This is a genomic window from Nonomuraea sp. NBC_00507, assembly GCF_036013525.1.
Lineage (GTDB): Bacteria > Actinomycetota > Actinomycetes > Streptosporangiales > Streptosporangiaceae > Nonomuraea.
On sequence record NZ_CP107853.1, the window covers coordinates 11,126,738 to 11,141,887 of the forward strand.

Genomic DNA, 15,150 nt, shown 5'->3' on the forward strand with positions numbered 1-15,150 from the left:
TCGCCGGGCCGACGGAGGAGGACCGGTGAGTGTCCAGTCAGTTGAGCGGGCGCTCGATGTGCTGGAGGCGCTGGCCGCGCATGGCGGCGAGGCCGGACTGTCGGAGATCGCGGCCAGGACCGGGCTGCCGTACGGCACCATTCACCGGCTGCTGCAGACCCTGCTCGCGCGCGGCTACGTGCGTCAGGAATCCGACAGAAGGTACGCCCTGGGCGGCGGCCTGGTGCGGCTCGGCGGCATCGCGGAGAGCATGGTGGGCGTGTGGGCGCAGCCGTACCTGACGAAGATGGTCGAGCTGTCCGGCGAGACCGCGAACCTGGCCGTGCTCGAAGGAGACTTCGTCGTCTACGTGGCGCAGGTGCCCTCGCCGCGGAGGCTGCGCATGTTCGCCGAGGTCGGCAGGCGGGTGCTGCCGCACAGCACCGCCGTGGGCAAGGTGCTGCTGGCGGGGCGGCCCAACGGCGAAGCGGTCGCCGTGTTCGAGCGGACCGGCATGCCGCGCCGCACCCCCAACACGATCATCGACGTCACCGGCATGCTCGCCGAGCTCGACGTGGTCAGGGCCCGCGGCTACGCCATGGACCTGGGCGAGGAGGAGCTGGGCGTGCACTGCCTGGCCGTGCCTGTGTGGGACGGCAACCGGGTGGTGGCCGCGATGTCGGTGTCGGGGCCCGCCGAACGCATCGACGCGCGGGACCGCGACGAGCTGGCCGAGGGCCTGCGCAAGATCGCCCTGGACTTCGGCAACGAGCTCAGCCCTCCGTCTTAGGGCCGGTTACCGTTGAGGCATGTGTAGGAGCATCAAGACCCTGCGTCCCCCGTTCACCGAGAGCGTGACCGAGGAGGACGTGCGCGCGGCCGCGCTGCAGTACGTCAGGAAGATCTCCGGCTTCCGCGCGCCGGCGGCGCACAACGCCGAGGCGTTCGACCGGGCCGTCGAGACGATCACCCGGGCGTCGGAGGAGCTGCTGGCGGCGCTTCAAGTTCGTGGATCTCGTTGACAGGCTCTCCTGGCGGGGGACGATGTAATCCCTGACGATTCCCCCAGGAGCTGCCATGATCAGCGGGTTGTACGAGGGGCAGGACGGCGACTCGCGGCTGGCGCTCCGCGTCGACGTCGACGGGACCAGGCCGACCGGGCGGGTGAGCGGCGACCTGTTCGCCGTGGCGGGCGCGACGATCTCGTATGTCGGGTCGTTCGTGGTCAACGCCCCCGCCGTGCGGGCCGAGGGTGCCGAGGCCCGGATCGACGGGCGCGGGGTGTTCACCTTCGACACGCCGGACGAGGACGTGAGCGTGACGATCATCGACGGGTCGGGAACGGCGGCGCTGGCGGGGCGTACCTATCAGCTGTCGTTCTCCTCGCCGTTCTTCCGGCGGGTGCTCCTCGAGCAGGACTCGGTGACGGGCACGGTGCCGTTCGTGTCGTACCGCACCGGGTCGCTGCCGGGTCCCAGCGGGTCGCCCGCGAGGGAGCTGAGCGTGACCGCCGCGTACGCCGAGGCGGGCATCGAGCTGACGACGGCGGAGCCCGGGGTGATCCCGGTGGACGGGTCGGGGGCGGATCTGGCGTGGAACGACGCCGAGCTGCACCACGCGATGACGCAGCAGTTCAGCACGTTCGCGGACGCGCCGGCGTGGCGGGTGTGGCTGCTGGTGGCCAGCAAGCATGTGGGCGGCTACCGGGGCATCATGTTCGACTACAACGACGCCCATCAGCGGCAGGGGGCGGCGGTCTTCTACGACGCGATCAAGGGCGACTCTCCGCAGGCGCAACGCGCACAGCTACGGACGTATGTGCATGAGTTAGGGCACGCCTTCAACCTGCTCCACTCCTGGCAGAAGAACCTCGCCACCCCACCCCAGCCCCTCGGCCCGGACGGCGGCTTCGGTGATCTGTCGTGGATGAACTATGTGCAGAACTTCAGGCCCGGTGGCGAACAGGGCTATTGGGCGGCCTTCCCCTTCCAGTTCACCGACCCGGAGCTGGTGCACCTGCGCCACGGCTTCTTCCGCGACGTCGCCATGGGCGCGAACGCGTTCGGCACCGGGGCGGCCGAGATCGAACCGTTCGAGCAGCCGGTCGAGGACCATTCCGGGCTGCGGCTGGAGTTGCGCGCCAAGGAGTCGTTCGAGCTGGGTGAGCCTGTCGTGGTCGAGCTCAAGCTCGCCTGCGCCGGGGAGCCCCGCGTCACCCACGGCCACCTGCACCCGGACTCGGAGTTCACGCAGGTGTCGATCACGCAGCCGGGCGGCAGGACCGTGTTGTACCGGCCGATGATCCGCCACTGCGTGGACACCTCGCCGGACATCCGGCTGGACGAGGGCAACCCCGCCCTGTACCGCAGCGCGTATATCGGGCACGGCCGCGACGGGCATTACTTCCAGCAGCCCGGCGAATACCAGGTCCGCGCCCAGTACATCGCCGCCGACGGCTCCCGCATCGTCTCTCCCGCCTGCCTGGTCAGGGTGCGTTTCCCGGTCACCCGCGACGACCACCAGGTGGCGGAGCTGATGCTGGGCGAGGAGCAGGGCAAGCTGTTCTCGCTGCTCGGCTCCGACTCACCGGCGCTGCGCTCGGGCAACCTGGCGCTGGACGAGGTGATCGACAGGTACGGCGACCACCGGCTGGCCACGTACGCCCGGATGGTGAAGGGCCTGAACGCGGAGAGCGAGTTCAAGGCGCTGACGGCGGACAAGCGGCTGCGCGTGCGCCCGCCGGACCCCAAACAGGGCATCGAGCACCTGACTCGGGTCGCGCAGGAGGCCACCATCGACAACATCACCCTGAACCTGGTGATGCGCCGCCTCGCCAGGGCCCAGGCCAGGCAGGGTGATCTGGGGCGGGCCAACGCGGTCATGGACAAGATGGTCGCTACGTTCCAAGCCAAGGGGGTGAACCCCGTCGTCATGGGGCAGATCCGGCGGCAGGCCGAACTGACAAGGGCGGCGCTCAGCGCCGAGGCCTGATGCCGCAGCTACGTGCCCTGCTCGACGCGGGTCATGACGTCGCTTGCCACAGCCGAGGCAGCGAGCTGAGCTGCGCCGTCATGACGTCAATGCGCGGCGGGGCTCCCGCTCACACAGACAATCTTCAGCTCGACGTCTTCGCCCTCGTCGGGCTCGAACTCCACCGTGGCCTCGTTTGCGGGACCCGGTTCCACGCCGTCCACAGAGTAGCCCTGGGCCGGACTCCACGAGCGGAGTACGACCTGGTCGCCGGTGCATGAGGCGATCACGGTGCCGCCCGCGCTGCGGATCAGCTTGCCCTGTTGCCCCTGCGCGGGCGTGCCTGCCGGGGCGGTGGTGGCGGCGCGTGGGGTGGCGGTGGCCAGGGCCGCTCGGGCCTCTTCCTGGCTGAGCACGCGGCTGGCGGTCCCGGTGACCCCGGCGCCGACCAGGCCGAGAACTGCCAGGGACGCTCCGGTGGCGGCCACGGCCGTGACGGCCCAGGCCAGTACGAGTCTCTTCATCGCCCTCAGCTTTCCCCATGTCACGCTAAGGCGGGGTTAAGGGGACGCTAAGGGCTCTCAAGGCAGGGTCAGCGACCGTCTACGTTCATGTATATGGCTGACATCCTGCTCATCGAGGACGACGTGGCGATCCGTACGGCGCTCGGCCGGGGGCTGCGGGAGCTGGGCCATGCCGTCTCCTCCTCGCCGACGGAGCTGGACGGACTGCGGCTGGCCGTGCAGGACCGGCCCGACCTGATCGTGCTCGACCTGGGGCTGCCCGACCTGGACGGGGTGGAGCTGCTGCGGATGTTGCGGGCGGTCAGCCGCGTGCCCGTCATCGTCGCCACGGCACGCGACGGCGACGCCGAAATGGTGCCTGTGCTGGACGCGGGGGCCGACGACTATGTGGTCAAGCCGTACAGCGCGGCGCAGCTGGACGCGCGGGTCCGGGCCGTGCTGCGGCGGGCGGGCGGGTCGGCGCCCGAGCCGCTCGCGGTGGGGGCGCTGCGGGTGGACCCGCGGGCGCGTACCGCCACGCTGGACGGCACGCCGCTGGATCTGACGCCGCGCGAGTTCGACGTGCTGCACTATCTCGCCGCCCGGCCCGGCGAAGTGGTCACCAAGCGGGAGCTGCTGACGGAGGTGTGGCAGCTGCCGTACGGGGGCGCGGACAAAACCGTGGACGTGCACCTGTCGTGGCTGCGCAGGAAGCTCGGCGAGACCGCCGCCGACCCTCGTTATCTGCACACGGTCCGCGGCGTCGGGGTCAAACTGGTCGATCCGTCATGAGGCGGTGGCTGGCACTGCTGGTGGCGGCGACAACGTCCCTCGTCCTGATCGCGTTGCTGGTGCCGATGGCGCTGCTGATCCGGGCGGTGGCCGAGAACGGCGCGATGAGCCGGGCCACGACCGCCGCCGAGTCCGTGGCGGTCGCGGTCGGCACGCCCGATCTGGAGCTGGCAGTGGAGCAGGTGTCGCGTCCGGTGACGGTGTTCCTGCCCGACGGGCGGACGGTGGGTGCGGCGGCCCCCCGTTCTGACGCCGTACGCCTGGCCGCGGCTGGGCGCAGCGTGACCGCCCACGTCGCAGGGGGCAGGGAGGTGCTGGTCTCGGGGCAATCGCCCGAGGGCACGGCCGTGATCAGGGTCTTCGTGCCGGACGCCGAGCTGACGCGGGGCGTGCGCGAGGCGTGGACGGCGCTGCTGGTGCTCGGTCTCGCGCTGGTGGTGCTGGGTATCGTGCTGGCCGACCGGCTGGCGCTGGCCGTGACCCGGCCGGTGGACGGGCTGGCACGGGTCTCGCACCGGCTGGCCGGGGGCGACCTGACCGCCCGGGCCGAGCCGGGCGGGCCGCCCGAGGTGCGCTCGGTGGCGCTGGCGCTCAACCATCTGGCCGGGCGGATCGACGAGCTGCTGGCGGCCGAGCGGGAGTCGGTGGCTGACCTGTCGCACCGGCTGCGTACTCCGCTGACGGCGCTCCGGCTGGACGCCGAGTCCTTGCGCGACCCCGAGGAGGCGGCGCGCGTGCAGGCCCGGGCGGACGCCTTGGAGCGGGCGGTGAGCGCGGTGATCACGGAGGCGCGCCGCCGCACGGCCGGGCACGCGTCGTGCGACGCGGCGGCAGTGGTGCGCGAGCGGGTGCGGTTCTGGTCGGTGCTGGCCGAGGACCAGGGGCGAGAGGTGTCGATCTCGTTTCCGTCCGGCCCGCTGCCGGTCGCGGTGGGCGCCGAGGATCTGACGGCGTGTGTGGACGCGTTGCTGGGCAACGTCTTCGCGCACACGCCCGAAGGCGCCGCGATGTCCGTACGGCTGACGCCGCATCCGTCCGGGGCGTTGCTGACGGTCGAGGACTCGGGGCCCGGGTTCGATCCGGCGCTGCTGGAGCGCGGCAACAGCGGCGGCGGCTCGACCGGGCTCGGGCTCGACATCGCCCGGCGCACGGCCGAGTCGTCCGGCGGCCGGCTGACCGTTTCCTCGCCACCAGGGGGCGGGACGTGCGTAGAGGTGCTCTTAACCACTGGTTAGCGCGCGGTTACCCGGCATCCCGATGTCCTGGAGTCATGCGAATCACGAAGAAGCTCATCATTGTCGGTACCGGGATCGTCGCGCTCGTCGCCGGCGGGGGCGCGGCCTACGCAGCCACGGCGGCCGCGGCGCCGAAGGTCACGGCTGAGAAGGCCATGGAGATCGCGCACGAGCAGGTGCCCGGCGCCTGGGTCAGCGAACTCGACTACGACCGGCGCGGTACGCGGCCGGACGTGTGGGAGATCGAGCTGGCCAAGGGCTCGGTGCGGCACGAAGTGGACGTCGACGCGGCCACCGGCAAGGTCACCGAGCACGGCACGAAGCGGGCCGACGACGACGGCGATCGGGACGACGACTGATCCCGGCACTGTGACCGGCCCGCCACCGTCATCGGTGGCGGGCCGCTGACGTTATCCGGCGAGCCGGTTCAGGAAGCTGTAGCAAGGTTGCCGCCGGAAGTCATGGAAGGTGGCACAGGGGTCGGCGACTTCCCCCACGAAGATCGGTGGCCGCTTCGGCTCCGGCTCCGGCCGCTTTGACTCCGGTCGCTCGGAGGGAGGCGCCTGCGGGGTGGGTGAGCCTACTCGGCGGCTCGGCTTGGGAGGCTTGGGTACGGGTGTCCGGGGAGCCGCCGACCGCTGGGGGCGGGCTGCCTGCATGATCGGCGGCGCCGGGGTGGAGGACGGGACCACCGCTCCAGGCGGGGGCACGGCCTGCAGCCACGGGGCCGGGACGGGGACCGTGATATGGAACGTTCCATGGACCCGTATCGGCGATGCGATCAATGTCATATGGGAGACGGCGGAAGTAGCGGAGGGTGAATTCGATCTTACGGAAAGCCGCGTTTCCTCATCCATTTCCTGAGTTCTTTGTGAGGACCGTTCCGAGGAACCGGTGAATGCCAGGAATATTCCCAGGACCGCGGTGACGAGGACCCCGGCCGCTCCTGCCACCGATCGCAGGTGCCCGCGGCTACCTGCGGAAATGGATCTAAGCGGGGACAAGTCGTGATTCCTTTGTGATTGGTGTGCGAGCATTCCTCTCTTGCGGCTAGTGTGGTCCATCACCCTCGAAGCCGACGAGTTTTCCCCCGATACGACCGCAGGGAGATGTCACCGCAATGCAAGATCCGAGCGAGCCGGATCGTCCCGAGATCCTGTCCGGACCAGGGGATGTCCGCCTGGCCCAGAGAAGCGACGGCCGCGGCGCCGAACCCCCGAAGAACAACAAGAAGATCATCGCCATCGCCGCTTCGGCGCTCGTCGCCGTGCTCGCGGCGGGCGGCGTCGGCTACATGCTGGCCGCCAACCCCACCACTCCCGCCACGCAGCAGGGCACCGGCGGGCCCGCCGCCTCCCAGAGCGCCGACCCGAACTTCCAGGACGAGGACGCCACCATGGGCGACGTCGCCACCGACGCTCCCAAGGACGGCCTGCCTGACGACGGCAGCATGGGCGACGCCGACGCCGACACCGATACGGGCACCGGCGGCGACCCCGCTGCCGACACCGGCGGCGACACCGGCTCGACGGGCTCCGACCCCTCGCGCGGCACGACCCAGACCGGCACCGGCCAGCGGCCCTCGACGTCCTCCCCCACCAAGGCGCCGCAGGCACCGGAGGGCGACACCCCGGCGGACGGCCCGGCGGGCGAAGTCGTCGGCCAGTGCGCCACGAGCGGCTGCTGACCGAGCCGGCCAGTGTGAAGTGGCTTGCCGTTAATGGACCGTATTGGACCTACAGCGGAAGCCACCTTGCTCCGTAGGGTCGTCGTATGACGACTGACAAGGCGGGCGTGCTGCGCGCGCTGCACGTGCCCGGGAGCCCCCTGGTCCTGCCCAACATCTGGGACGCCGCCTCCGCACTGGCCGTACAGGAGGCCGGTTTCCCGGCGGTCGCCACCGGCAGCGCCGCCGTCGCGAGGGTGCTCGGGTACGCGGACGGCGAGGGCACGCCGGTCGACGAGATGATGGCCGCCGTCTCCCGCATCACCAGGGCCGTAGACGTGCCGGTGACGGCCGATGTGGAACGCGGCTACGGGCTCAAGCCCGCCGAACTCGTGGAACGGCTGGCCGCCGCCGGCGCCGTGGGCTGCAACCTGGAGGACACCGACCCCCGCACCGGCGAGCTGCTCGACGCAGGCGTCCAGGCGGAGTTCCTGGCCGAGGTGCGGGCGGCCGCCGGGCAGGATCTGGTGATCAACGCGCGGATCGACACGTACCTCCTCGGCAGGACCTCCACGCAGGAGGCCCTCGAGCGCGCGCGGCTCTACCGCGAAGCGGGCGCCGACTGCGTCTACCCGATCACGCTGGCCGACGAGGACGGGATCCGGGCGCTGGTGGCCGAGGTCGGCGGGCCGGTCAACATCCTGTTCAGGCCGGGCACGCCGTCGCTCGGGCGCCTGGCCGAGCTGGGGGTGGCCAGGATCAGCTTCGGGGGCGGGCTGCACAAGGCGGCCCATGCCTACGCCGAGAGCCTGTTCGCGAAGGTGCGGGACGGACAGAGCCCCTACTGACGAAGTGGCGGTCGGCGGCACCTTCCGCCCTGCTGACCAGGTGGCGCGCGGCGGCATCGTACGCTTGCGCTCGTGCTTGCCGCCGCGGCCGTCTGCCCGCCCACTCCACTGATCGTGACCCAGCTGCCCGATCTCCGCTCCGCCTGCGACACCGCGATCGCCGGCCTGCTCGCGACCCGCCCCGACACGCTCATCGTCGTCGGCGGGGACGGCCACGCCGCCTCGTACGGCGGCCACGCGACGGGCACCCTGCGCCCCTGGGGCCTGGACGTCACGACCGGCCCCGGCGAGCCCGTCCTGCCGCTGTCCCTGACCGTCGGCCGCTGTCTCCTGCGTGACCACGCCCCCAACGCCTTTCACTCCGTGGCCTTCGCCGCCACGACCGAGGAGTGCCTGTCCCTGGGCGCCAAGCTGGCGGCGGCCGGGGAGCGGGTGGCACTGCTGGTCATGGCCGACGGCTCGGCCTGCCTCACCCCCAAGGCCCCGGGCAGGTATGACGACGCCGCGCAGCCGTACGACGACCTGATCGCGCACGCCATCGCCACCGCCGCCCCCGAAGCACTCGCCGCACTGGACCCCGAGGAAGCGGATCGCCTTTGGGTGAGCGGCAGGGCAGCCCTGCAAGTGCTGGCCGGAGCCGCGGAGACGGCGAGGCTGCACGGCCGCCTGCTCACGCGGGCGGCCCCCTACGGCGTCGGTTACATCGCCGGGCTGTGGACCTGACGGCGCGGCACCGGGATCGTCATCAGGTCGCGGGCGAGGACGACCTCCCCGTCGTAGTGACGCCGTACCTCGGCCACGAAGGCCGGCTCGTCGCCGAACCCGTACCGCTCAGAGAAGTGCGTGAGCACCAGCCTGCGCGCCCCCGCGTCCGCCGCCACCAGCCCCGCCTCGAAGGCCGTCAGGTGCCCGTATTCCTTGGCCAGCGCGCTCTCCGACGACAGGAACGTGGACTCGATGACCAGCAGGTCCACGCCGGAGGCCAGCTCGAAGACCGTGTCGCAGAGCCGGGTGTCCATGACGAACGCCACGCTCTGCCCCGGTTTGGGCACGCTGCATTCCTCGAGGGTGACGCCGCGTACGGAGCCGGTGCGCTGCAGCTCGCCGACCTCTGGGCCGCGGATCCCATGGGCTGCCAGCTTGTCGGGCAGCATGCGGCGCCCGGCCGGCTCCTGGACGCGGTAGCCGTACGACTCGACGGGATGGGACAGGCGGCGTGCGATGATCGGCCCGACGCCGGCCAGGTCGCCGGAGATGGGATGCTCGCTGATGACCGGTGTGTCGGCGAAGGCGGCGGCGTGGCGCAACCGCCGCCAGTACGTCTCCCCGGAGGCCGGGAACACCGCCCGCACCGGATGCCTGACCTTGTCGCGGGCGATGCGCTGGATGACCCCGGGCACGCCCAGGCAGTGGTCGCCGTGGAAGTGCGTCACGCACACCCAGTGCACGTCGTGCGCGCTCAGCCCGGCGTGCACCATTTGCCGCTGTGTGCCCTCCCCCGGGTCGAAAAGGAAGCCCTGACCGTCCCAGCGCAGAAGGTAGCCATTGTGGTTACGGTGTCGGGTAGGGACAGCGCTGGAGGTGCCGAGCACCACGAGCTCACGTGAGGACATCATGGCCCCAATGAAGGACGGCGTGGCCTTCGCTGACGTGCCGACGCCGGTGGGCACGTTCGTGCTGGCCGTCACCGAGGCTGGTCTCGTCGCGTCGGGCTGGGGCTCCCGGGCGGGGCTGGCCGACCGGCTCGGGCTCGCGGAAGTCCATGATTCGGATCGTACGGCCTCCGTGGTCGCGGAGCTGAACGCTTATTTCGCCGGAGAGCTGAAGGAGTTCGAGACGCCCGTGGACTGGCGGCTCATGTCCGGCGCGCGGCTCCAGGTGCTCCAGGCCCTGCACAAGGTCCCGTACGGCACCGCCGTCACCTACGGCGAGCTGGCCCGGCTCAGCGGCTCGACGGTGCCGGCCCGCGGGATCGGCTCGATCATGGGCTCCAACCCGATCCCGATCGTCGTCCCCTGCCACCGGGTGATCGCGGGCAACGGTCTGGGCGGTTTCAGCGGCGGCGAAGGTGTGGAGACCAAGCGCTGGCTGCTGACCCACGAGGGTTATCTGCAGCCGACACTGCTCGACCTCTAGCAAACTTGTGCACGTGCGCCAGCAGCCAGTCATCGCCGTCGTCGGCCCCACCGCGGCCGGAAAGTCCGACCTCGCCGTGGAGATCGCGCTCCGCCTCGGGGGCCAGTGTGTCAACGCCGACTCCATGCAGCTCTACCGCGGAATGGACATCGGCACCGCCAAGCTGAGCCCGGCCGAGATGCGCGGCGTCCCCCACCACCTGCTGGACATCTGGGACGTCACGGTCACCGCCAGCGTGGCCGAGTACCAGCGGCTGGCCAGGAAGGTCATCGACGCCGTCGAGGTGCCCGTGCTGGTGGGCGGCAGCGGCCTGTATGTGCGGGCGGCGCTCGACGACCTGGAGTTCCCCGGCACCGACCCGGACATCAGGGCGCGGCTGGAGGCCGAGCTGGCCGAGCGGGGCCCGGCCCCACTGTACGAGCGGCTGCGCGAGCGGGACCCGGCGGCCGCGGCGGCCATCCTGCCCAGCAACGGCCGCCGCATCGTGCGCGCGCTGGAGGTGATCGAGCATTCCGGCCGCCCGTTCTCGGCCACGATGCCGTCCTACGACGCCGTCTACCCGAGCGTCCAGATCGGCCTCGACGTGCCCAGGCCGGAGCTGGATGAGCGGATCGCGCTCAGGGTCGAGCGGATGTGGCAGGCGGGCCTGGTCGAGGAGGTGCGGACGCTGCTCGGTCAGGGACTGGCGGAGGGCCGCACGGCGAGCCGCGCCCTCGGATACGCCCAGGTCATCCGCTTCCTCGAGGGTGAATGGAGCGAGGAGCAGGCGATCGCGGAGACGATCAGGGCCACCAGGCGCTTCGCCCGCCGCCAGGAGTCGTGGTTCCGCCGCGATCCGCGGGTGTGCTGGCTGCCGTACGATGCCCCGGACCTTCTCGAGCGGTCCCTCGCGCGAGTCGCCGGCCATCCCTGCGCATAAACTCCTACAATGCGGTTTCTGAAGGGCCACGGCACCGAGAACGACTTCGTCATCCTCCCCGATCCCGACGGCGAGGTCGACATGTCGACCGCGCTCGTCGCCAAGATCTGCGACAGAAGGGCCGGCATCGGAGCCGACGGCGTGCTGCGGGTGGTGCGCACGAAGCAGTGCCACGAGGTGGCCGAGCAGGCGGCCGCGGCCGAGTGGTTCATGGACTACCGCAACGCCGACGGCAGCACGCCCGAGATGTGCGGCAACGGCGTGCGCGTGTTCGCCCGCTACCTGATCGACGCCGGGCTGGCCGATCCGCAGGAGTTCGCGGTGGCCACGCGGGGCGGCGTACGCATGATCCGCGTCGAGCCCAACGGCGACATCACGGTCGACATGGGCAAGCCCGTCGTGCGCGGCCAGAGCGTGGCGAGCGTCGGCGGCCACGAATACACCGGCATCCACGTCGACATGGGCAACCCGCACCTGGCCTGTCCCATCGGCGACCCGGTCGTCCAACTGGACCTCACCCACCAGCCCGGCTTCGACACCGGCGTCTTCCCCGCCGGGGTCAACATCGAGCTGTTCAACCCGGTCGGCACCAGCCGCGCGGTCATGCGCGTCTACGAGCGCGGCTGCGGCGAGACGCGCGCCTGCGGCACCGGCGCGGTGGCCACGGCGGTCGCCGCCGCGAGCCTGTCAGGCGACACCACCGGCACCTGGACCGTCGAGGTGCTCGGCGGCACGCTGACCGTGATCCTCGATGAGGACACGAGCTACCTTTCCGGTCCCGCCGTGCTCGTGGCCAGCGGAGACCTGATGCTTGCAGAATGATGTTCTCCTGAGGGATGCTGGGTCTACTTCACGGACCGAGGGGTGGACATGGCAGACCCACGCACCACCGCAGCGCAGGTGAAAGCGCCCATCGGCCAGTTCGGCGGCGGATTCATGGTCTCCAGAGAGGCCAAGGCGATCTGCGACGAGCTCGGCCTCGGCGCCCGCGAGCTCTACTTCAGGGGCCGCTGCGGCGTGCTCGGCGAGTGCGACGCCGACGTGGTCAATTCGGTCGTCGTCTTCTTTCCGCCCGCACACGTCGAGGAGAGCTGGAACGGCGGCCGCAAGCTCCCCGTCGACCAGGCCGTCGAGCTGTACGCCGAGGCGTGCCGGGCCTGGGGCAGGCGCAAACTCGGCGGCTACGACGGCTGCGCCAGAATCGCCGAGCTGCTCGAACGCGTCGTCCAGCGGGCCCCCTCCACCGGCGCCCCGCTGTTCGCCGGCTGGCGGAAGGTGCCCCTGGCCGACGACCCGCCCGCGCGGGCCGTCCAGCTCATGCACTGCGTACGCGAGCTGCGCGGCGGCCTGCACGCCAACGCCGTGATCGCGGCCGGGCTGCACCCTCTGGAAGCCACGCTCGCCGCCGACCACGACGCGACCCCTTTCGGGCTCGCCTCGGGCGAGATGATCGCGAAGTTCTTCACCTGGCCCGAGCCGTACGCCACCCCGGCGCCCGAGGTGGTTGCGCGCCGCGCGGAGGTCGAGGAGCGTACCGACGATCTCATGGCATCCATGTTTTCGGCCCTCGACGACGGAGAAACGGACGAGCTGATCGAGCTCTTGCGTTTTGGGCACGCTCGTTGACCTGGCAGACTGACTGCCCATGGACGTGGACATCTGGGCCTGGGTCGGCGACACCCAGCAGCAGCTTTCCGAGGCGGGCAACGTTGGCCTCGCCATGGCGCTGGGAGACCTCCCCGCACAGGCCTACGAGGGCCGATATCCCCAGCTCGACGTCATGGCCCCGGCCATCGCGCAGCAGGCAGAAGCCCTGGAGCTGCCCTGGCTCGAGTTCTACGCCCGCTACTGGCACCTGGTCGGCCGCATCGGCGACCGGGCGCAGGGCGCGGTCGCCATCGACGACGCGCAGCAGTTGGTGGTGTTCGCCCAGCGCGAAGACGTGCGCGAGTGCCCGTCCGCCCCGGCGGCGGTCGAGGCGCTGGCCGTCACGTGGGCCAACACCGACGGCCCCGGTTACGCGAGCGAGCGTCTGGAGACGCTGGGGGGCTACATCGAGGGCATGAGCCCCGAGAAGCCCGCCTTCACCGGGCTCGTGACCCACTACGTCGCCGCCCTGATCGACGCCGGCAAGCCGGGCGAGGCCGTGACCTACGCCGAGTCCGCCGTCGAGCGGCTGCGCGTGGCCGGGCGCGAGGCCAGCTGGGAGCTCGGCGCCGAGAGCGCCCGTGCGCTGCTGGCGGCCGGCCGCCCGGAGGACGCGCTCAACGCGCTGCAGGCGGCCGCCGGGTTCCAGCCTGACGACCCGGTCGCCAAGGAGCACCGCGACGGCGTGCGCCGGGCGCTGATCCTGGCCAAGCTGGGCCGCACCGCCGAGGCCGTGGACGCGCTGCCCGATCTCGACGTGGTCGGCGAGCACCCCCGCGTGTTCGTGGAGTGGTCGCGGGCCGTCGCCCTACTGGCCGGTTCCTCGCAGATCACCAACACCTGGCAGCTCGGCCGCGTGCTGCGCCAGTGGATCGACTACTTCGGCATGATGGGCGGCTACCGCGCCCGCGTCGAGCTCGCGCTGATCGCGGGCGACCTGGCCGTCGCCCGGCAGGGCGTGTGGCAGGCCAGGCTGCTGGCCGACCTGGCCGAGTCCGGCACCGCCGAGCTGCGCGACACCGAGGGCCTGGCCGAGCGCATCGCCGCACTGCGGGCCGCCGCCGACGCCGCCACGGAGCCCGAGGCCCCTGGGCCGCTCGATAACCGGGTGGGCCTGTTCGACGCGGCCGACGGCTTCAACGCCGACCCGGAGAAGTGGGTCGGCTGGCTGGCGCCGCTGTCCGGCGAGGACGTCGAGGCCACCCGCCGCCACACCACGACACTCGGCTTCCTCGGCTACCCCGCCACGGGCGCCGACATCTACTGGAGCCTGCTCGTCGACTCGGGCAAGATCGCCGAGGCTGAGGAAGACGACGTGGCCTTCCTGACCACGCTGCTCATCGAGGCCCGCCAGGACGAGCGGCTGGAGCAGATGGCCGCGATGTTGCCGCACGCCGCCCAGCAGGTGACGCTCGCCCGCCTGCACAGCGCGCGGGAGCGGTGGGAGGAGGCGCTCGACGCCGCCGAGCACGCCGTGGCGGCCGGAGCCGGCATCGAGGCCCGCCGTCTGCTGTCCGGCGCCGCCCAGCAGCTCGACCAGAACGCCAAGGCCGCCCAGTCGCTGCTCGAGGTGATCGAAGAGCTCAGCGACGAGGACGTCTGGCGCATGATCGTCATGGCCACCTCGGCGGAGGACTGGGACACCGTACGCAGGGGCGCGGCCAAGATCGGCATGCCGATCAAGTCCAAGGAAGGGCCGATCGAGGAGGAAATGGGCCTCATCCGGGTCATCCTCCCTGCCCCCGATGGTGGGCAGCGCCAGGTGCTGTCGATCCGCACCGGCCCCGCCACCGCCAGGCTGGCGCTGCCGCAGCCGCGCGGCATGGACTACAACGCCGGCGACCTGGTGGTCTTCGACCCGCAGCTGCTGGAGCCCGTGCCCGAGGACCCGCAGGAGCAGCAGAACTTCGTGCCGCCCTTCGCCGCGGTGCGCATCCTGCGGCCCGGCGGCTACACCAGCTACTTCTTCGACGGCGCGGCGCCGAGCGAGGAGGACTGGGCGGAGTTCACCGAGGTCATGGCCGAGCGCGGCTGGCCGATGTGGGTTTACAGCGACGAAAACTACAAGGTCAACCACCCGACGAGCGGGGAGCCGCTGCCGGGCGTGTTCGGCTGGGTCGCGGTGCCGCCGGACGTCTCGCCCTCCGAGGTCGACGCGCTGCTCGACGACGCGACCGAGCGGTGGGTGCATCCGCTGGCCTGGCTGGACCTGGCACGGGAGATCGACGTCGAGGTCGAGCGGCACGAGCGGATCGTCAAGGAATACGGCCTCTAAGGGCCTCAGAGGTGCTGAGCGCCCCGGTCTCGACAGCATGTCGGGACCGGGGCGTTTCGGTCTGGACAGCATGTCGGGGCCGGGGGGCTGGACAGCATGCGGAGGCCGGAGCATTCCGGTCTCGGCAGCACGTGCGCGTCGGGGCCGTCCCCGAAGGAAGGCACGCAGTGTGGCACTCTC

The 15,150-nt window shown here is 71.4% G+C and carries 16 protein-coding genes; 14 read left to right on the forward strand and 2 right to left on the reverse strand.

Annotated features, from left to right (window positions below):
* Positions 1-25: 25 nt before the first annotated feature.
* The 3 genes from OHA25_RS53035 to OHA25_RS53045 are packed head-to-tail and all read left to right on the forward strand — an operon-like array spanning position 26 to position 2,970.
* The gene (locus tag OHA25_RS53035) at positions 26-769 is read left to right on the forward strand and encodes an IclR family transcriptional regulator (protein ID WP_327584445.1); all 744 of its coding nucleotides are present in this window, start codon (positions 26-28) and stop codon (positions 767-769) included.
* Positions 770-788: 19 nt separating this feature from the next.
* Positions 789-1,001 carry a DUF2277 domain-containing protein gene (locus OHA25_RS53040; RefSeq protein ID WP_327584446.1) on the forward strand — a complete coding sequence of 71 codons (213 nt, stop codon included), beginning with the start codon at positions 789-791 and terminating at the stop codon, positions 999-1,001.
* A 55-nt stretch (positions 1,002-1,056) separates the two neighbouring features.
* Positions 1,057-2,970: a hypothetical protein gene (locus tag OHA25_RS53045; RefSeq protein ID WP_327584447.1), complete on the forward strand. Its 1,914-nt coding sequence runs from the start codon at positions 1,057-1,059 to the stop codon at positions 2,968-2,970.
* Between the two features lie 86 nt (positions 2,971-3,056).
* Here OHA25_RS53045 and OHA25_RS53050 read toward each other — a convergent pair whose 3' ends face one another.
* On the reverse strand, positions 3,057-3,473 hold the full coding sequence (locus OHA25_RS53050; RefSeq protein ID WP_327584448.1) for a hypothetical protein: 417 nt from the start codon (positions 3,471-3,473) through the stop codon (positions 3,057-3,059).
* A gap of 93 nt (positions 3,474-3,566) precedes the next feature.
* Here OHA25_RS53050 and OHA25_RS53055 point away from each other — a divergent pair, with 93 nt between their 5' ends.
* From OHA25_RS53055 to OHA25_RS53080, 6 genes are all read left to right on the forward strand, one after another.
* Positions 3,567-4,244 carry a response regulator transcription factor gene (locus OHA25_RS53055; protein ID WP_327584449.1) on the forward strand — a complete coding sequence of 226 codons (678 nt, stop codon included), beginning with the start codon at positions 3,567-3,569 and terminating at the stop codon, positions 4,242-4,244.
* On the forward strand, positions 4,241-5,479 hold the full coding sequence (locus OHA25_RS53060; protein ID WP_327584450.1) for a sensor histidine kinase: 1,239 nt from the start codon (positions 4,241-4,243) through the stop codon (positions 5,477-5,479). Before OHA25_RS53055 ends, OHA25_RS53060 begins: the two co-directional genes overlap by 4 nt.
* Before the next feature lie 35 nt (positions 5,480-5,514).
* Positions 5,515-5,838: a PepSY domain-containing protein gene (locus OHA25_RS53065; RefSeq protein WP_327584451.1), complete on the forward strand. Its 324-nt coding sequence runs from the start codon at positions 5,515-5,517 to the stop codon at positions 5,836-5,838.
* Positions 5,839-6,599: 761 nt separating this feature from the next.
* Entirely contained in the window at positions 6,600-7,166 is a 567-nt protein-coding gene (locus tag OHA25_RS53070; protein WP_327584452.1) for a hypothetical protein, read from the forward strand.
* An 86-nt stretch (positions 7,167-7,252) separates the two neighbouring features.
* Positions 7,253-7,993 carry an isocitrate lyase/PEP mutase family protein gene (locus OHA25_RS53075; RefSeq protein ID WP_327584453.1) on the forward strand — a complete coding sequence of 247 codons (741 nt, stop codon included), beginning with the start codon at positions 7,253-7,255 and terminating at the stop codon, positions 7,991-7,993.
* A 72-nt stretch (positions 7,994-8,065) separates the two neighbouring features.
* On the forward strand, positions 8,066-8,716 hold the full coding sequence (locus tag OHA25_RS53080) for a hypothetical protein (RefSeq protein WP_327584454.1): 651 nt from the start codon (positions 8,066-8,068) through the stop codon (positions 8,714-8,716).
* On the opposite strand, the gene OHA25_RS53085 is transcribed toward OHA25_RS53080, so the two are convergent.
* Positions 8,692-9,606, reverse strand: a complete 915-nt coding sequence (locus tag OHA25_RS53085; protein WP_327591174.1) for a ribonuclease Z — start codon at positions 9,604-9,606, stop codon at positions 8,692-8,694. The two genes, OHA25_RS53080 and OHA25_RS53085, sit on opposite strands and share 25 nt — an antisense overlap.
* A gap of 10 nt (positions 9,607-9,616) precedes the next feature.
* On the opposite strand from OHA25_RS53085, the gene OHA25_RS53090 reads away from it, so the two are divergent.
* Genes OHA25_RS53090 through OHA25_RS53110 form a run of 5 tightly spaced genes read left to right on the forward strand, consistent with a single transcriptional unit; the run spans position 9,617 to position 14,970 of the window.
* Positions 9,617-10,129 carry a methylated-DNA--[protein]-cysteine S-methyltransferase gene (locus OHA25_RS53090; RefSeq protein WP_305923381.1) on the forward strand — a complete coding sequence of 171 codons (513 nt, stop codon included), beginning with the start codon at positions 9,617-9,619 and terminating at the stop codon, positions 10,127-10,129.
* 13 nt (positions 10,130-10,142) lie between these two features.
* Positions 10,143-11,048, forward strand: a complete 906-nt coding sequence (miaA, locus tag OHA25_RS53095; protein WP_327584455.1) for a tRNA (adenosine(37)-N6)-dimethylallyltransferase MiaA — start codon at positions 10,143-10,145, stop codon at positions 11,046-11,048.
* Between the two features lie 9 nt (positions 11,049-11,057).
* Entirely contained in the window at positions 11,058-11,870 is an 813-nt protein-coding gene (gene dapF, locus OHA25_RS53100; RefSeq protein WP_327584456.1) for a diaminopimelate epimerase, read from the forward strand.
* Positions 11,871-11,918: 48 nt separating this feature from the next.
* Positions 11,919-12,674 (forward strand): SCO6745 family protein, encoded by a 756-nt coding sequence (locus OHA25_RS53105; protein ID WP_327584457.1) that lies wholly within the window; start codon positions 11,919-11,921, stop codon positions 12,672-12,674.
* A gap of 19 nt (positions 12,675-12,693) precedes the next feature.
* Positions 12,694-14,970 (forward strand): tetratricopeptide repeat protein, encoded by a 2,277-nt coding sequence (locus OHA25_RS53110; protein WP_327584458.1) that lies wholly within the window; start codon positions 12,694-12,696, stop codon positions 14,968-14,970.
* Positions 14,971-15,150 lie beyond the last annotated feature (180 nt).